This window comes from Hydrogenophaga borbori, from assembly GCF_003417535.1.
Classification (GTDB): Bacteria; Pseudomonadota; Gammaproteobacteria; order Burkholderiales; family Burkholderiaceae_C; genus Hydrogenophaga; species Hydrogenophaga borbori.
The window spans coordinates 129983-146934 of the sequence record NZ_QVLS01000010.1; the positions used below are offsets into that span (position 1 = coordinate 129983).

The following is a 16952-nucleotide window of genomic DNA, read 5'->3' on the forward strand; positions in this document are numbered from 1 at the left end:
TTTCCCAACCGCTGAAGCCGCCGCCGCCTCAGGCGGCCTGGCGCGCCGGCGCCGCGGCGGCGCCCTCACGCCAGCGCGCCAGCAGCGCCTCGCGCCGCGCGGCGGCGGCCTGGGCGTGGCGCTCCTTCACGTGGCCAAAGCCCTTGATCTGCTCGGGCAGGCGCGCGATCTCCAGCGCCAGCGCCTGGCTGTCGGGCGTGAGCCCGGACAGCAGGGCCTCGACGTCGGCGCGGTACTGGGCGATCAGGGCGCGCTCCATGCGGCGCTCGGCGGTGCGGCCGAAGGGATCGAACGCGCCGCCGCGCAGGCCCTTGAACTTCGCCAGCCAGCGGAAGGCCGTGAACATGAAGGGACCGTAGGGCCGCTTGACCAGCTCGCCGCGCTCGTTCTTCTTGGCGAACAGCGGCGGCGCCAGGTGAACCTTGAGCGAGAAGTCGCCTTCGAACTGGGCCGCGATCTTGTCGTGGAAGGCGGCGTCGGTGTGCAGGCGCGCCACTTCGTACTCGTCCTTGTAGGCCATGAGCTTGAACAGCGAGCGCGCCACCGCCTCGCTCAGCGCGGTCTTGCCCAGGGCCTGCGACTCGGCCTGGCGCACGCGCTCGACGAAGTCGCGGTACTCGCGGGCATAGGACGCGTTCTGGTAGCCGGTGAGGAAGTCGGCCCGGCGGGCGATGAGCTGCTCCAGCGTCTCACGCGGCTGAAACTGGATGACCTGGGCGGCCGAACCGGCCAGACCGCAGGCGGCCCGCACGGCCGGCAGGTCGTGCGCGGCGCGGCGGCCCCACTCGAAGGCGGCCTTGTTCTGCTCCACCGCCACGGCGTTGAGTTCGATCGCGCGCATCAGCGCGGCCTGGCCCAGCGGGATCCAGCCCTTCTGCCAGGCGTAGCCCAGCATCAGCGGGTTGGTGTACAGGCTGTCGCCGAGCAGGCGGGTGGCGATGGTTTCGGCATCGACCACACCAACCGCTTCGCCGCCCAGGTGGTTGACCAGGGTGTCCACGCAGGCCTGCGCGGGGCTCATCCAGTCGGGGTTCTTCACGAAAGCCGCCGTGGGCGTGGCGCTGCTGTTGAGGGCCACGTGCGTGCGACCTTCGCGCAGGCGCTGCCAGGTCTCCTTGTTGGCGGCCACGATGGGGTCGCAGCCGATGACCAGGTCGGCCGAGGCGGCCGAGACGCGCGTGGTGCGGATGCGCTCCTGCGAGTCGCCGATCAGCACGTGGCTCCAGGTGGCGCCGCCTTTTTGTGCCAGGCCCGCTGCGTCCTGCGTGACGATGCCCTTGCCTTCCAGGTGCGCGGCCACGCCCAGCAGCTGGCCGATGGTGATGACGCCCGTGCCGCCCACGCCGGCAACGATGATGCCCCAGGCGTCGTGCCCCAGCGCGGGCAGCGTCGGGTGCGGCAGCGCGCCGCCCTCCCACCCGGCATTGGCCGTGCCCTTCTTCTTGCGCAGCTGGCCGCCCTCGACCGTGACGAAGCTCGGGCAGAAGCCGTTCACGCAGGAGAAGTCCTTGTTGCAGGTGCTCTGATTGATCTGGCGCTTGCGGCCGAAGGGCGTCTCCAGCGGCTCCACCGACAGGCAGTTGGACTTCTCGCCGCAGTCGCCGCAGCCCTCGCACACCAGCTCATTGATGACCACGCGCTGGTTCGGCTCGGCCATCGTGCCGCGCTTGCGGCGGCGGCGCTTCTCGGTGGCGCAGGTCTGGTCGTAGATGATGACCGTGGTGCCCTCGATCTCGCGGAACTCGCGCTGCACGGCGTCCAGCGTGTCGCGGTGCTGAATGGCGATGCCGTCGGGAATGCCCGTCACGCCATCGTATTTTTCGGGTTCGTCGGTGACGATGGTGATCTTCTTCACCCCCTCGGCGCGCATGCTCTGCGCGATCTGCACCACGCTGTGGCCCTCGGGGCGCTCGCCCACCTGCTGGCCACCGGTCATGGCCACGGCGTCGTTGTAGAGGATCTTGTAGGTAATGTTCACGCCCGAGGCAATGCTCTGGCGGATCGCCAGGATGCCCGAGTGGAAGTAGGTGCCGTCGCCGAGGTTGGCGAACATGTGCTTGTCGGTGCTGAAGGGCTGCTGGCCCACCCAGGGCACGCCCTCGCCGCCCATCTGGGTGAAGCCCACGGTGGCGCGGTCCATCCAGATGCTCATGAAGTGGCAGCCGATGCCGGCCATGGCGCGCGAGCCCTCGGGCACCTTGGTGCTGGTGTTGTGCGGGCAGCCGGAGCAGAACCAGGGCTGGCGCTCGGCGCCGGGCACGCCCTGGGTCAACAGGGTCTGCAGCGAACGCTCCTGGGCGTCGAGGATGGCCAGCTGCGCGTCGATGCGCGCCATCACGTCCTCGGGCACATTGCCCAGCTTCTTCAGGCGCCGGGCGATGGCGCGCGCGATCAGCGCGGGGTTGAGGTCGGCCTTGGCGCGCAACAGGGTGTTGGCGCTGGGGTTGGGCCGCGACCACTCGCCGCCGCTGAAGTCGCCCTCGGACTCGTCGAACTTGCCGAGCACGTTGGGGCGCACGTCGGGCCGCCAGTTGTAGAGCTCTTCCTTCAGCTGGTACTCGATGACCTGGCGCTTTTCCTCCACCACCAGGATCTCGCGCAGGCCAGTGGCGAACTCGCGCGTGGTCTGTGCCTCCAGCGGCCACACCACCGCCACCTTGTGCACGCGCAAACCGATGCGGCGGCAGGTGGCGTCGTCCAGGCCGAGGTCCACCAGCGCCTGGCGCGTGTCGTTGTAGGCCTTGCCGCTGGCGATGACGCCGAAGCGGTCGTTGGGGCCGGCCACCACGTTGTGGTTGAGCTTGTTGGCGCGCACGTAGGCCAGGGCCGCGTACCACTTGTGGTCGAACAGGCGGGCCTCCTGCTCCAGCGCGTGGTCGGGCCAGCGGATGTGCAGGCCGCCGGGCGGCATCTCGAACTCGGGGACCACGATCTGCACACGCTCGGGATCGATCAGCGCGGTGGAGCTCGATTCGACGATCTCCTGAATGGTCTTCATGCCCGTCCACACGCCAGAGAAGCGGCTCATGGCGAAGGCGTGCAGGCCCAGGTCCAGGATGTCCTGCACGCTGGCCGGAAAGAACACCGGCAGGCCGCAGGCCTTGAAGATGTGGTCGCTCTGGTGCGCCGCGGTGGAGCTCTTGGCCACGTGGTCGTCGCCGGCCACCGCGATCACGCCGCCCCAGGGGCTGGTGCCGGCCATGTTGGCGTGCTTGAACACGTCGGAGCAGCGGTCCACGCCCGGGCCCTTGCCGTACCAGATGCCGAAAACGCCATCGAAGCGGTTCGTGCCCGGGGGCGCGAAGCCCAGCTGCTGCGTGCCCCACAGCGCCGTGGCCGCCAGCTCCTCGTTCACGCCGGGCTGGAAGACGATGTTCTGCTTCTTGAGGTGCGGCGCCGCTTTCTGCAGGGACTGGTCGTAGCCCCCCAGCGGCGAGCCACGGTAGCCGCTGATGAACCCCGCCGTGTTCTTGCCGATCAGGGCGTCGCGCTGGCGCTGCAGCATGGGCAGCTTCACCAGGGCCTGCACCCCGCTCATGAAGGCGCGACCGTGGTCCAGCGTGTATTTGTCGTCCAGGGTGACGGTTTCCAGGGCCTGGCGGATGTGCTCGGGCAGCGGCGCGTTCATGTTCTGTCTCCTTCGTGGGCGGGGCGTCTCGTGGACGCAGGCGTGCGGGGGCCGGCCCCGGGTAGGGGCCGGCCCCCAGTCTGCCGCGCAGTGTATGCCCCAGCTTCCGATAGGTGTTTGCTTTTCATGCCCGGAATTCGCATCATCCAGAAAGAATATTTCTTCTTTCTGCCCATCATGGAAACACTGGATAAGTTCGACCTCGCGATTCTGCAAGAACTGCAAGCCGACGGCCGCCTCACCAATGCCGAGCTCGCGCAGCGCGTGGGCCTGTCGCCGGCGCCTTGCTGGCGGCGCGTGCGCTCACTGGAAGAGCGGGGCTTCATCCAGGGCTACCGCGCCGTGCTCGACCGCGACAAGCTGGGCCTGGGGGTACTGGCCTTCGTGCGGCTGGACGCCGACCGCAACAACGGCGACACCACGCGCCAGCTCGAACAGGCCATCCGCGCCATTCCCGAGGTGGTGGCCTGCCACTACATCAGCGGCTCCGGCACCTTCGAGCTGCAGGTGGTGAGTCGCGACCTGCACCACTTCAGCGCCTTCGCGCGCGAGGTCCTGCTCAACCTGCCCAACGTCAAGGACCTGCACACCAGCTTCTCCCTGGGAGAGGTCAAGGCGGGCGGCGCGCTGCCCCTGAGCCACTTCGCGACCCTGCCGAAGAACTCGGCCTAAAGACCTAATGCCCAGGCACGATCCCCGCGACTCTCAGCCCAGAAAACACGCCGCCCAATCAAAAAATGGGGTCTAAATGACTACTTTTGAAGCATCGTCGCCGCCGTCTTCTTTGTGCGCCACCTGGCCGCCTCCGGCTGTCGCCCGGGCGCCCAGGGCCCCCCACACAGTCCGCGCCCCATGTGCCGCCACACTTCATGCCCCGCCTTGCCCGTGCCGCCGCACCGCGCCCTGGTCGCCTGGCCCCACGGCCGGGGCGATGGCGCTCGCTCGCCGTGGGGGCACTGGTGAGCACCGCCGCCTGGGGCCAGGCCCCCGCGCCCGAGGCCGCACCGGGCGGTGGCGCGCAGATCCAATCGCTTGACCGCCTCCAGGCCGAACAGGAGCGCCTGCGCGAGCTCGCGCGCCGCCAACCGCCCGCCTACGACGACCAGTTTCTGAGCGCCGACGACGGGCCCTTGCTGGGTGGCGAGGCGAACCCCACCGACACGGAACCCCCAGGCCTGCGGTACTGGCTGGTGGAAACCCAGCTGAACTGGACGCAGCGGCAGCCATCCGGCGCCGCACCGCAGCACCTGAGCGAGTCGGGCCTGCGCCTGCAATACCAGCAGGAAACGCTGAGCCACGGCCAGTGGCAGGTGTCCGCCGATGCGCGACGCCACAGCGGGGACACGGCCCTGGGCGCCTGGGGCGCGTTCAACGCCGCGGCCCAATCGACCAGCGGCGCCCGGCTGACCCTGCGCAACCTGGGCCTGCCGCTTTCGCCGTCCAGCTTCGCCGACATCGGCCTGGGCGATCTCCACAGCGAGGTCACCGACGGCCTGACCCGCGGCCAGCGGCTGAGCCTGGGCAACAGCGTGCTGCGTGGCGCTTCGCTGCGGGTGTTCACCGACATCACCGATGTGCGTGCCGGCTGGGGCCGGCGGGGCCAGTTCGAAGGCGGTCCCTATGCCAGCGTCGAGCCGCTGGGCGGCGCACTCTCCTGGCTGGGGCTGACACGGCGCTTCGAGGACCAGCGCTATGCCGCCGCCCAGGTCAACCGGACCACGGACACCTTGACCTTGTTCCCCGACGGCCGCCGCGGCCTGATCGACAGCGCCGGCTACGCACTCGCCATCGGCCAGGGCCACCAGGTGCTCGACAGCGGCGACCACCGCCTGCGCCTGACACTGCTCGGCAGCCACGACACGCGCGCGGACGGGTCCGTGGCGCGCTCCTCGGGCACCTTCGTCGAAGGCACCTGGCAGATCGGGTCGTACCGCCATGAAGGCGGCCTGTTTTCCACGCAACCGCAGCTGCGCTTCGGCGATCAGCTGGTGGCCGACGGCGCGAGCGGCGCCCACTGGCGCATGGACGTCAGTGGCACGCGCCTGTACTGGGGCATGGGCTTCAGCCACGAGCGGTACGACAGCGGCGCGGCCTGGGGCCTGGGCGAGCGCAGCGGCACAGGCCTGTCGCTCAACTGGAACCACCGGCTCGACCGCCGCAGCAACTGGGGCGGCTACCTGCAGCTGCAGCAGACGCGGTCGGCCAGCGACACCACCGGCAGCGACAGCCTCTGCGCCAGCGCCTACTACCAGACGCGCTGGGCGGGCCATGGCGACAGCCGCTGGCGGCTGACGGTCCGGCGCAACCAGGCGCTGGTGTCCAACGGGCCGGCCGCCACCGGCGAGGAAATCGAGTGGGAACAGGACTGGCTGCCCAACGACCGGGAAACCGACAACACCAGCCTGCGCACCACCCTGGGCTGGGCGCGCGACCAGAGCCTGGACCAGGCGAACACCTACCCCACGGCCGGGCTGGACCTGCGGACCCGCACCCAGGGCGCCTGGGACCTGTCGCTGAACCTGCGCTACACCTCGCGCAGCGGCAACCTCAGCACCTCACGAGGACTGGCCGGGGCCGTGCAGGCCGAAAAGCAGCTCACGCCCGGCTGGCGCCTGGGCGCTTCGCTGCTGCTCAACCAGGCCACCCTCCAGATCGATCCCCAGGCCCTGCTGCCGGGCACGGTCGCGGTCAGCCGCAGCCATGAGCGCACCGCCCTCGTCTACCTGCGCTACGAAGGCCAGCGCGGCCGGGGGTTCTCCGACACCGCCGGCGCGGCGCACGGCGCGGGCGCGGGCCGCATCGGCGGCGTGGTCTTTCTCGACGCCAACCGGGACGGCGTGCAGCAGGCCAACGAGGCCGGCGTGCCGGGCGTGGAAGTGCTGCTCAACAACCGCGAGCGCGCCGTCACCGATCCGCGCGGCCGCTTCGAATTCGCGCAGGTGCGCACCGGCAGCCAGCGCCTGAGCCTGCGCCCCGAATCCATACCGCTGCCCTGGGGCGAAGGCCCGCAGAGCCGCACCGTCGTCGATGTGCCGCTGCGCGGCGAGGCCATCGCCCCGCTGGGGGTGGTCAGCCCCCAGTGAGCACCCCCGAATGAGGCCGCCGCGATGAAGTTCACCTAAGCGCCCATGCCCACCGGAGGCTTGTCCGGTTCGTCGCCAGCCCCGCTGGTTTCTTGTTTCCCTTCCTGCTTTTCATAGGACATCCATGAAATCTCCCGCCCGACTGCTCACCGCCACCGCCGCCGCAGCCGCCGCCCTGCTCAGCACCCAGGCGCTGCACGCCGAAAGCACCTATGGCTACAACTCGGCCGGCACCGGCGCGGTCAGCGCCACCGCCCGCGTGAACGTGAACGTCTCGATCCCGAAGCTGATCATGCTGCGCGTCGGCTCCGCCGGCGCCACCGTCGACAACGTCGACATCGCGCTCACGCCCAGCTCGAGCACCTTCGGCAACGGCGACAGCCAAGGCTTCGCCTGGGACGGTTCCGCGCCCACCTTCACCGCCTCGACCGTCGCCGGCCTGAACGCCTTCGCCTGGACCAACGCCAGCGGCGCCACCCTCACCGGCGCGGTGAGCACGCCCGACACCGGCACCACCGGCCTCACCGCCGCCAGCATCCTGGTCAGCGCCAACGCGGCCGATTCGCTGCAGCACCCCGGCGCCAACACCGGCGGCTTCACGACCCAGCCGATCCCGGCCAATACGCTGCAGACCGGCACCTGGACCTACAGCGTGGACGCCGCCGCCGCCGCGGCCGCCAGCGCCGGTGCCTTCTCGCAGACGGTGACCTACACCGCCTCGGCGCTCTGATCGGGCCCGGGCGGCGCATCCCGCGCCGCCCGGATCCGACCATCGGCCAGCCGGCGCCCGCGGGCCCGGCTGGCCCTCTTCCCGTGATCCGGCCATGCAGTGCCTGCCATCCGCCCCCCGGGGGCTCCGCGCCCCGAAGCCCCGCCCCGGCGCCCGCCTGTCGCGCGTCCGCGGCGCGCTGACCCTGCTCGGCCTCGCGCTGGCCTGTGGTCCGGCGTCGGCCGTGCTCACCTTCTTTGACCTGGCCAGCCCGCGCTTCATTCAACTGCAGGTGGGCGCCAGCGCCGGCACCGTCAACACCGTCGGCTTTCGGGTCACCGGGGCCCACACCAGCCCCACGCCCCAGGCCGTGCCGGGTGTGCCCGACGCGCTGGCCCCGGCCACCACGCCCAGCGGCGGCGTGCGCGTGCGCCTGCGCGGCCAATGGGCCTCCGGCAACCAGACCCTCAGGCTGCTCGTCGACTCGGCCGCCGGCATGGCCTGCGTGGCCGGCAGCGGCTGCGGCAGCACCGTGATCCCGTTCACCACCGTCCGCTGGGTTTCGCACGAACGGGAGTCCGCGCCAGGCTATGCCGGCTGGGACATTCAAAGCGGCGGCTTCGATGGCGGCACCGCGCAGCAGCTGGTCGGCATGATCTGCTGCTTCACCAACCGGTCGGTCGAGGTCGCCAACACCCTGGTGTTCAGCTACGGCAACACCACCCTGTACCCGGCCGGCCGCTACCGCGGCACGGTCACCTTCACCGCCGTGATCGAGTAGCGTGAAACGCTGTTGCCACGCCCTCTGCATCGCGACCGCGATCGTCTGCGGCGCCCCCGGTCTGGCGCGGGCGCAAGTCCCCCACCGGCTGGACAGCGCCGCCTCGCCGCGACAGCGCGTGGCCGCCCGGCAGGTCACCGACGAAAACGGCCAGGCGCTCGCGCTCAATCCCTTCGCGCGGCGGGCCTTGGCCCGCTTCGGCCGGGTCGAGTACCGGCTGGGCACCGGCGGCTTCCTGCTGCGACGCGCGCGCATCGACATCGTGCTGCCGCCCCTGGTGAACGGCCTGCAGCGCAGCAATGGCCTGGTTTTTCGCTGGCGCGGCCTGGACGGCGCCCTGGACGGCCAGCTCGGGCCCGGCCAACGCCAGCCGATCTGGAGCGGCACCATCACGGCCCCGCTGACGCCGCTGGCGATCGACCTCGAACTGGAACTCGAGCTCGACGCCTTGGGCCCGTGGAACGGGGGCGCCTTCGGCATCGAACCCGGCTTCGAGCTGGTGACCCTGCCATGAGGCTCTGGCCCTGCCTCGCCGTCTCGGCCAGCCTGCTGGCACCGCCGGCGGTGCAGGCCGAACAAACGCAGTCGCAAGGCGCCGGCGGCCGCATCACCACCGGCGCCCGCTTGAATTTCGAGCTCGGCATCGACCGCATGATCTTCCTGCGCGTCGGCGCCGGCGGCTCGCACGCGGGCACCGACAACGGCGGCGGGCCCTCGGCCAGCGCCACCCTGAGCGGCGTGGACTTCACGCTCACCCCCTGGCACGTTCCCGGCGCCGCGCCGACCTATGGCGCCCCCGAGGCCGTCGCCCTGCCGGTGGAGGTGCGTGGCAACGTCGGCCAGATCCAGCTCAGCGCCCAAACCAGCGGCCCGCTGGCCAACGGCCCGCACCAGATCCCGATGTCGCGGATCGGCCTGAGCTCCGACAGCGCCAGCCTGCCCGCGCCGCCCATCCCCGACAGCGGCATCGGCAGCAGCGTCAACGTCAGCCCCGGGGGCAGCGGCACCTCGGCCGCGCCCGCCCTGCTCACCTACCGGGCCGCGAACTGGACCTTCCGCTACACCCCCGCCGCCTCGCCGGTCGCCGGTGTCTACACCGGCCGGATCACGTTCTCGGCCGCCACGCCCTAGACGCCCAGGAGTTCTCCATGCCCACCGCTTGTCCCCCCCTCTGGCGTCGGCGGCCCCTCGGGGCCGGGCGCCTCGCCCTGGGCCTGGCGGCGCCGCTGCTGTGCGGCGCTGCGCTGGCCCAGCCGGCGACGGCGCCTTTCGAGGTCGCCGCCTCGCCGTCCCGGCTGGAGCTGCAGGCCCAGCCGGGCGAGCGCCTGGGCCAGTCCCTGCGCATCTACAACGTCGGCACCCAGGTCAATACGCTGGCCTTTCGCACCATGGACTGGTCGCTGACCGAGGCTGGCGAACTGCAGTTCCACCCCGAGCTGCTGCCCGGCAGCTGCCGGCCTTGGGTGGCGCTGGAGCGCCGAACGCGGCAGTTGGGCGCGCGCGCCAACGAGCCGTACCGCTTCCAGGTGTCGGTGCCGGCCGACGCGCCCCGGGGCGAGTGCCGCTTCATGATCGCCATCGAGGGCGTGGACCCGGCCCAGGTGACGGCCCTCAACAGCGGCGGCTCGGCGCTCAGCTTGCCCATCAGCGGGCGCATCGCGATCACCGTGTACGTGGCCGTGGGCGGCGCCAGGCCGCAGCTGGAGCTGGTGCGCATCGGCACCGACAGCCTGAAGAACCAGCGGCGCCCGGTGCTGGTGGTGCGCAACCTCGGCGACGCCCATGGGCGGCTCGACGGCGCGCTGACCGTGCGCGATGCCGACGGCAAGGCCCTGGAACTGGTGCCCGAGGGCGCGCCCGTGCTGCCGGGCCAGACACGCACCCTGGCCCTGGCCGCGCGCGGCAAGGACGGCGCCACCGCGCCGCTGCGCTTCCCCTTGCGGGTGTCGGGCACCCTGGACTGGGACGAGGGCGCCTTCAAGATCGAGGCCACCTTGCCGTGAGCCCGGCCAGGTTCAAGTTCTCGGCCGGCGGGTCGAGAACCGGGACATGGCACACCCTCGCCGAGTTCACGCGCAGGCCGTCCTGCTGGCCCTGTCCCTGCTGTCGCCGGCCGCCTGGCCGGAATCCACCGTCGCCCGGAACCGGCCCAGCGCGTCGGCCCGGGTCAGTATCCGCGTGACGGTTCCTCCGGTGGTGAACATCCTCGAGAACAGCCACCCGTCCACGCTGGCGGCGGGGTCGGGGCCCATCACGGCCCTGCAGCGCATCGTGCTGCACACCAATGTCCGCCAGGGCGCTTGCGTCGAGCTCACCCGCCGGGTGCCCGGCGCCTCCTCCGCCGCCTGGGAACTGCGCGCGGTCGGCGGCGAGGCGGTGTCGCTGCAGGCCCACGGGGACGGTTGGCGCCTGTGCACGCTGCGCCAGGGCACCTATGCGGTGCAGATCGAACACCGGTTCGGCGCCGAATTCGCCGGGCGCTGGCCGCTGCGCACCGACACCGTGCTGCTGTAGCCCGGTCACGCGCGCCAGCGCGACGGGATCGGCCGTTGGCGGGCCGAGGCCCCGGCCGGTGGCGCACTGCCTTTGCCTGACGGCTTGCCGGACAAAGGTACGCACACGGCAATACCCGTCAAAACTTGAGCACAACCGTCACCCACCTGTGGTCGAATTTCGACCGCTAAGTCACCTATGTGCCTCAAGTGCTTGAAAAACGGGACTTTTTCCTGTCTGATGAATTGTCACAGGGAGTTTCGGCGCCTAGTATTCGGCCCAACATTGAACCAAAGTGGTACGCCATAAAGTACTCCATCTTTCAGACCTGAAGGAACCCTTGTGAAGAACTCCCTGCTGCTCCGCTCGGCCCTGGCCCTGGCCCTGGCCACCCCCCTGATGGCCTCGGCCGAATCCCAGCTGGTCACCGGCGCCGGCAACGCCGCCGCCCGCCTGGATTTCCGCGTCATCGTGCCGCGCGTGCTGTTCCTGGGCGTGGGCACCGGCGCCGCCGCCGCGACCCCGGCCAACAACACCACCATCGACACGGTCACTTTCGACTTCACCGCCAACCCGGCGGCCGTCGGCACCGGCGCGGCGGCCGGCACCATCACCGGCAACGTGGTGCCGGTGCGGGTGATCGGCAACAACGGCCAGATCACCCTGGCGGCCTCCACCACCGGCGCACTGACCAACGCCAGCGCCGACACCATCGCGTGGTCCGAGATCACCGCCACCAGCAACCAGGCCGCCACGCTGCCCAGCCCGGTCATCCCGAACACCGGCGCGGGCGCGGCGAGCAACGTCTCCCTGTCCTCCGGCACCAAGGTCACGGACCGCTCGGCCAACTGGACCTTCAGCTACGCCAACTCGGCCGTGGTGGCCCCCGGCACCTACGGCACCACCAACGGCCGCGTCACCTACACCGCGTCCATGCCCTGAAGGCGCGGGCCCGGCCGCAGCGGTTCACCACGCTGTGACGCCTGGCCCCCGGCCAGCGCCGGCGAACGAAGGGGGCACACCATCCCTCTTCGCCCGGCCTCCCCACCCCATCCGCCCCCCGATGGGACGCTCCACGAGCCGCCCTGGAAGCCCTAGGCCCCGAGACACCATGCCGCGCGCCGCGCCCTCGCGCACCCTGAGAACCGCCGCCGGAGCCGGCCTGCTGCTGCTGGGCCTGGCGGAAATGGCCGCCGCCCACGCCTGGTCGCTGAGCGTCAGTTCCGGCAGCCGCCGCCTGTTCCTGCACGTGGGCAATGGCTCGGTGAGCAATGCCAATGGCAACTTCAACGGCGCCACGGGCACCAACGGCGCGATCAACCTGGTGCAGGTCACGGTGCCGGCGGCCCAGCTGGGCAACGGCACCGACCTGGCCATGACCAGCAACAGCACCCAGTCCACCAGCCTGTACGGTGACGGCAACAACACCTGCCCGACGCCGTCCAGCCAGGTGATGGTGGGCGCCGGCTACCGCCGCAACGGCGGCTCGGCCAGCGCCACGCTGGGCGTCACCTCGCCCGCCAACCTCACCAGCGCCGCGGGCGACACGATCCCCTTCACCGAAATCAGCTGGACCGTCTCGGCCCCGGGCAGCGGCGTGCCCAACGTGATCCCCGCCGGCACCTTCAGCGGCGCCACGCAGACCCTCGCCACGGTGCCCGGCAACACCTACATCGAGAACTGCCACACCTTCAGCTACGCCAACAACGCCGTGCGCGCGGCGGGCACCTACAACGGGCGGGTGACCTACACCCTGAGCGCGCCATGAGCCGCGCGCGACCCATGGCCTGCCTGGCCAGCGCCCTGCTGGGCGCCGCCCTGGCCCTGCCGGCGGCGGCCAACCCGCACCGCCTGGACGACAGCCAGAGCTACACCGTGCCGCCCAATGTGCAGATGCAGTGGCTGCCGCTGAAGCCCGGCCAGCCCTTCGGGCAGGGCATGGAGGCCTGGCTGCGCGTGAACGTGCGCATCGACACGGGCCCGTGGGCGGGCCGCAGCGGGCGCGTCTACATGGTGCTGCCCTCGGACCAGGCCTCCCGCGTCGAGGCCGTCTGGACCACCCAGGGCCGGCTGCTGGCCGGGCGGCTGCTGTCCGGCGAGCGGGCCCTGGTCTACGCCGGCCCCATCCCCGGACCGACGCTGCAGGACCAGCTGCAGGTGCGCCTGCGCGCCAACCCGGACTGGACCTCCAACAGCCGCCGCCTGGACTTCCATTTCGAACTGGACGTGGACTGAACGCCCCATGCGCATCGCCTCCTTGACACGCCTGCTGCTCGCCGCCGGGGCCGGCGCGCTCACCCTCCAGGCCGCCCCCGCCGGGGCGCAGGGCTTCGCCGCCTACATCACACCGCCCCGCTTCGAGCTGCGGCTCAACGCCGGCGAGGCCTCGCGCCAGGTGGTGGAGATCCAGCACGCGGGCCTGCAGAAGGGCAGCTACCGCCTCTACACGAACGACTGGAGCCTGCGCGCCGACCAGTCCGTGGATTTCAGCGACGCCCTGGCGCCCGACAGCTGCCGCCCCTGGGTGGCGATCGAGCGGCGCGAGCTCACCATCGAGCCCGGCGCACGCTACCGCTACCGCTTCGAGATCACGCCGCCGCCAGGCACGCCAGCGCGCGAGTGCCGCTTCGCGCTGATGATCGAAGGCCTGGACACCACGCGCGTGCAGGGCGACCTGAACTTCCCCGTGGGCGGGCGCATCGGCGTGATCGTCTACGCCAGCATCGGCGACGCCGCGCCGCAGCTGGCCATCACCGGCACGCGCGTGGTCACGGTGCAGGGCCAGCCCACCGCCGTGGTCGACGTGCGCAACAGCGGCAATGCCCACGGCCGGCTGGAAGGCTTCGTCAATGGCACCGACGCCCTCGGCACGCGCGTGGAGATGGCGCCGGCCGACCTGCCCATCCTGCCGGGCGAGACGCGCGCGGTGGCGATCCTCCCGGTGCCGGAGAACGGCAAGCCCGCGCCCGAGTTGCGCTTTCCGCTGACGGTCAAGGGCCAACTGGAGTGGGGCAAGAACCGCCTGCCGCTGGACGCCCGCTTCGCGCCGTGAAGGCCCCGATGCCGCGTGCGCGCCTCGGCCTGCTGATCCTCCTGGGCGCCTGGGCGCCCTGGCTGGGCGCCCAGACCGGCGAGGCCCCGCCCGCCGGCGCCGCCGCGCCCTACGTGGACCGCGTGATCGAGAACCTGCCGCCCGAACCGGCGGACACCGCCGCCGACTACCCCTACGACCGCGACGGCTGGCCGCGCTACCTGCGGCTGGAAGCGCGCGTGGGCTCGCAGCCCTTCGACCAACAGCGCCGCACCCGCATCGGCTACGGCCTGTATGGGCTGCTGGAAACGCCCAACCACGGCAGCCTGTCCATCGACGGCACCTACGCCCCGGCCGACAGCAGCGGCACGCTGACGCTGCGCCAGCGCGCCATGCCGCTGGACGGCGGCTGGCTGGCCAGCCACGAACTGGGCGTCATCAACCCGCCCATGCCGGGCATCCTGCGCCTGCCGGCGCGCGTCTTCGTGCCCGGCGCGCTGCTGCAGGGCGCCAGCGCCGAATGGGAGAACCCGGGCCGCGGCCTGCAGCTGCAGGCCAGCACCGGCCAACCCGGCCGGCTCGACTTCCTGCCGGCCAACGGCTTTCGCCGCCTGCCCGGCCAGCGCACGGCCTTCGGCGGCCAGTGGCGCCTCGGCGCCGACGAGGCCAACCCGCTGGCCACCCAAGGCTGGACGCTCGCCCTGCGCCACGAGGACGGGCGGCGCGTGTCGGTGCTGGACACCCCCACCCAGGCGAGCGACACCGTCAACGCCGACTCCACCCTCCTGGCCCTGCGGCGCGAAGACGCCGGCTACCGCCTGCAGGGCCAGCTGATGAGCACCCGCTCCAGCCAGCTCAGCGGCTCGCGCAGCGGCTTCTGGTTCGACGGCGAGTGGGACGACGGCCCGCGCACCCACGGCCTGGGCGCCTACCGCCTGCAGCCGGACCTGAGCTGGGCGAACCTGCCCATGGCCAACGACCTGGTCGGCGCCTACGCGCGCACGGCCTGGCGCACGCGGCAGTGGTCGGCCGAGGGTTCGATCGACTGGCTCGACTCGCTCAGCGGGCGCAGCGGCAGCGGCTACTTCGCCACCGGCTCGGCGCGCTGGCGCCTCAACCGCGACCACAGCCTGGGCGCCGGCGCCACGCTGCGCCGCTTCGACGGCGACGCCTGGAGCACCTGGGGCGACTGGCGCTTCCAGAACGGCTGGGGCACCACCGGCCTGCGCCTGGAACTCACGCACGGCCAAGGCGAGCCCGACTCGCGCTGGCTGAGCTGGGACCAGGAGTGGGCCGCGCAACAGGGCTGGGCGATCTCCACCAGCCTGGGCCTGCGACGCTACGACGCCTTCCAGGCCCAGCCCGCCGAGAACGCCTGGAACGCCGCGCTGAGCCTGTCCGCGCCGCTGGGCAACCGGGCCGGCCTGCGCGGCAACCTCGCCACCGAGCGCGGCGACAACGGCCAGTCGCGCCACAGCCTGAACCTGAGCGCCAACTGGCGCATCGACCCGCGCTGGAGCCTGGAAGCCCAGTACAACCGCTCCACCGGCCGCAGCCGCCTCGCGCCCTCGCTGGACCCGCTGGCGCCCTTCCTGCCGCTCACCGTGCCGGACTCGGACCGCTCGTTCTACGTGCTGCTGCGCTACGAATTCGAGGCCGGCAGCCGCAGCGTGCCCCTGGGCGGACGCGCGGCCGACGGCGGCGGGCGCATCGAGGGCACGGTGTACTTCGACACCAACCGCAACGGCACGCAGGAGGCCAGCGAGGCCGGCGTGCCCAACGCCACCGTCTACCTCGACAACCGCTACGCCGTGCGCACCGACAGCCAGGGCCGCTTCGAATTCCCCTTCGTGGCCAGCGGGCCGCGGACGCTCAGCGTGCGCAACGACAGCCTGCCGCTGCCCTGGGGCGTGGTCGACAAGGGCCAGGCCCTGCTGGAGGTGCGCCGGCGCGAGAGCGTGTCGGTGAGCTTCCCGGTGCAGCGCAATGAATAAGCGCTGACCAGCGGGGCCTCGCCCCATTCAAGTTCGGGCCCAAAAGCCCGATAAGGGGGGCATGTCCACCCCACTTCGCCCGTTCCTGCCCGCCGCGGCCGCCTGCGCGCTGCTGCTGGCGCCGGCCACCGGCATGGGCGACAGCGCGTGGGCACCGCGGGGCAATGCCAGCGCCGCGCTGGACTTCCGCATCGTCATTCCGCCGGTGATGCGCGTGCTGGAGAACAGCCACCCGCGCCAGCTCGACGCCTCCGCCAGCGGCGAGGCCAGTGCCCAGCAGCGTCTGGTGGTGCTATCCAACCTGAAGCACGGCTTCTGTGTCTCGCTGCGCCGCGCCGCGCCCCAACTCGGCACCTGGGAGCTGCAGGCCGACCCGCACAGCGGTGTCCAGCTCAGCCCCACAGCCGACGGCTACCGCCTCTGCGGCACCCGACCGGGGCAATACACGGTGCTGCTGCAGCACCGCTTCGGCACCCGCGACAGCCAGGCCAGCGCCTTGCACTGGCCGGTGCAGACCGACATCTCGGCCATCTGATCCCCGCGCGCCGTGGCCGCTCGCCCACGAAACGCCGTGTCGGGATGTAAGCCTCACGCCCGGATCACGCATTTGCGCGTGGCCTCGCCGCGCGGCTGCGCCAATCTGTTCTGTACTTATCGGCGGGGGCGCGCGGACAGGTGCGGCGCGATGCCGTGGCGCTGCCACACCCGGCGCACCGTCGTGGCACTGAGACCCAGATAAGCCGCCAGGCTGCGCGTGCTCCAGTTCGTGCCCGCGGCCGGCTGCTCGTCCCGCGTCGCGCGCAACACGTACCACTCGACCGCGGCGGTCACGCTCGGCGCGCGCCCCGAGCGGGGCGCGTCCTGCAGCAAGGCCTGAACGCCGCCTTCGATGAAGCGCCGGCGCCACAAGGCCACCTGGCGCCGGTCGAGCTTCACCTCCTCGGCGATGTCCTTGTTGCGCCAGCCCTGTGCCGCCAGCAGGATCAACCGGGCACGCTGCTGCACGCGGGCCTCCACGCGCCGCCCCTTGGACAGCGCGCGCAATTCGCGCTCGGTTTTCGCATCCGTCTCGATCGGTTCGGCCACCCGCATGCTTGCAACCTCCTGGGCGACTGAGCCCTTCACGCCGCCATAAGTTCAATCAATTCTGGCGCGCGCTACACCGATGCGTGTGAACGGATTTCTGCGCAGGTATCGGTCGCATGCATCACGCGGCTCAACTCAAGCTTCGTT

At 71.6% G+C, this 16952-nt stretch carries 16 protein-coding genes; 14 read left to right on the forward strand and 2 right to left on the reverse strand.

The genetic code is table 11. The features are described from left to right. Positions 1-28: 28 nt before the first annotated feature. On the reverse strand, positions 29-3628 hold the full coding sequence (locus tag DY262_RS15780) for an indolepyruvate ferredoxin oxidoreductase family protein (RefSeq protein ID WP_116960059.1): 3600 nt from the start codon (positions 3626-3628) through the stop codon (positions 29-31). A 177-nt stretch (positions 3629-3805) separates the two neighbouring features. Here DY262_RS15780 and DY262_RS15785 point away from each other — a divergent pair, with 177 nt between their 5' ends. From DY262_RS15785 to DY262_RS15850, 14 genes are all read left to right on the forward strand, one after another. Further along, positions 3806-4300 (forward strand): Lrp/AsnC family transcriptional regulator, encoded by a 495-nt coding sequence (locus tag DY262_RS15785; protein WP_116960142.1) that lies wholly within the window; start codon positions 3806-3808, stop codon positions 4298-4300. 287 nt (positions 4301-4587) lie between these two features. Continuing rightward, positions 4588-6711 carry an SdrD B-like domain-containing protein gene (locus DY262_RS15790; protein ID WP_116960060.1) on the forward strand — a complete coding sequence of 708 codons (2124 nt, stop codon included), beginning with the start codon at positions 4588-4590 and terminating at the stop codon, positions 6709-6711. Positions 6712-6835: 124 nt separating this feature from the next. After that, complete coding sequence (locus DY262_RS15795; protein ID WP_116960061.1) at positions 6836-7441, forward strand: hypothetical protein; 606 nt, start codon at positions 6836-6838, stop codon at positions 7439-7441. Between the two features lie 223 nt (positions 7442-7664). Next, on the forward strand, positions 7665-8201 hold the full coding sequence (locus DY262_RS15800) for a hypothetical protein (protein ID WP_147326245.1): 537 nt from the start codon (positions 7665-7667) through the stop codon (positions 8199-8201). Positions 8202-8319: 118 nt separating this feature from the next. Further along, positions 8320-8715 carry a hypothetical protein gene (locus tag DY262_RS15805; RefSeq protein ID WP_116960063.1) on the forward strand — a complete coding sequence of 132 codons (396 nt, stop codon included), beginning with the start codon at positions 8320-8322 and terminating at the stop codon, positions 8713-8715. After that, positions 8712-9332: a hypothetical protein gene (locus DY262_RS15810; RefSeq protein ID WP_116960064.1), complete on the forward strand. Its 621-nt coding sequence runs from the start codon at positions 8712-8714 to the stop codon at positions 9330-9332. The genes DY262_RS15805 and DY262_RS15810 overlap by 4 nt, the downstream gene beginning before the upstream one ends. A 17-nt stretch (positions 9333-9349) precedes the next feature. Beyond that, positions 9350-10204, forward strand: a complete 855-nt coding sequence (locus tag DY262_RS15815) for a COG1470 family protein (protein WP_245981047.1) — start codon at positions 9350-9352, stop codon at positions 10202-10204. Positions 10205-10250: 46 nt separating this feature from the next. After that, entirely contained in the window at positions 10251-10715 is a 465-nt protein-coding gene (locus tag DY262_RS15820) for a hypothetical protein (RefSeq protein ID WP_147326246.1), read from the forward strand. Between the two features lie 321 nt (positions 10716-11036). Beyond that, positions 11037-11636 (forward strand): hypothetical protein, encoded by a 600-nt coding sequence (locus tag DY262_RS15825; RefSeq protein WP_116960066.1) that lies wholly within the window; start codon positions 11037-11039, stop codon positions 11634-11636. A 169-nt stretch (positions 11637-11805) separates the two neighbouring features. Then, positions 11806-12462, forward strand: coding sequence for a hypothetical protein (locus tag DY262_RS15830; protein WP_116960067.1), 657 nt, complete (start codon positions 11806-11808; stop codon positions 12460-12462). Next, a complete protein-coding gene (locus tag DY262_RS15835) occupies positions 12459-12929 on the forward strand; it encodes a hypothetical protein (RefSeq protein WP_147326247.1) in 471 nt (156 codons plus the stop codon). Before DY262_RS15830 ends, DY262_RS15835 begins: the two co-directional genes overlap by 4 nt. Before the next feature lie 7 nt (positions 12930-12936). Further along, entirely contained in the window at positions 12937-13746 is an 810-nt protein-coding gene (locus tag DY262_RS15840; RefSeq protein ID WP_116960069.1) for a COG1470 family protein, read from the forward strand. Between the two features lie 8 nt (positions 13747-13754). Next, complete coding sequence (locus DY262_RS21820) at positions 13755-15719, forward strand: carboxypeptidase-like regulatory domain-containing protein (protein WP_181936530.1); 1965 nt, start codon at positions 13755-13757, stop codon at positions 15717-15719. Between the two features lie 61 nt (positions 15720-15780). Further along, entirely contained in the window at positions 15781-16254 is a 474-nt protein-coding gene (locus DY262_RS15850; RefSeq protein WP_116960070.1) for a hypothetical protein, read from the forward strand. A gap of 116 nt (positions 16255-16370) precedes the next feature. Here the strand turns inward: DY262_RS15850 and DY262_RS15855 are convergent, their stop codons facing one another. After that, entirely contained in the window at positions 16371-16811 is a 441-nt protein-coding gene (locus DY262_RS15855; RefSeq protein WP_116960071.1) for a helix-turn-helix domain-containing protein, read from the reverse strand. Positions 16812-16952: the final 141 nt, after the last annotated feature.

Coding starts and splice junctions, on each gene's coding strand:
- DY262_RS15785 (WP_116960142.1), top strand. CDS start 3,806: ATGGAAACACTGGATAAGTTCGACCTCGCGATTCTGCAAGAACTGCAA.
- DY262_RS15840 (WP_116960069.1), top strand. CDS start 12,937: ATGCGCATCGCCTCCTTGACACGCCTGCTGCTCGCCGCCGGGGCCGGC.
- DY262_RS15835 (WP_147326247.1), top strand. CDS start 12,459: ATGAGCCGCGCGCGACCCATGGCCTGCCTGGCCAGCGCCCTGCTGGGC.
- DY262_RS15795 (WP_116960061.1), top strand. CDS start 6,836: ATGAAATCTCCCGCCCGACTGCTCACCGCCACCGCCGCCGCAGCCGCC.
- DY262_RS15850 (WP_116960070.1), top strand. CDS start 15,781: ATGTCCACCCCACTTCGCCCGTTCCTGCCCGCCGCGGCCGCCTGCGCG.
- DY262_RS21820 (WP_181936530.1), top strand. CDS start 13,755: ATGCCGCGTGCGCGCCTCGGCCTGCTGATCCTCCTGGGCGCCTGGGCG.
- DY262_RS15815 (WP_245981047.1), top strand. CDS start 9,350: ATGCCCACCGCTTGTCCCCCCCTCTGGCGTCGGCGGCCCCTCGGGGCC.
- DY262_RS15780 (WP_116960059.1), bottom strand. CDS start 3,628: ATGAACGCGCCGCTGCCCGAGCACATCCGCCAGGCCCTGGAAACCGTC.
- DY262_RS15820 (WP_147326246.1), top strand. CDS start 10,251: ATGGCACACCCTCGCCGAGTTCACGCGCAGGCCGTCCTGCTGGCCCTG.
- DY262_RS15810 (WP_116960064.1), top strand. CDS start 8,712: ATGAGGCTCTGGCCCTGCCTCGCCGTCTCGGCCAGCCTGCTGGCACCG.
- DY262_RS15830 (WP_116960067.1), top strand. CDS start 11,806: ATGCCGCGCGCCGCGCCCTCGCGCACCCTGAGAACCGCCGCCGGAGCC.
- DY262_RS15855 (WP_116960071.1), bottom strand. CDS start 16,811: ATGCGGGTGGCCGAACCGATCGAGACGGATGCGAAAACCGAGCGCGAA.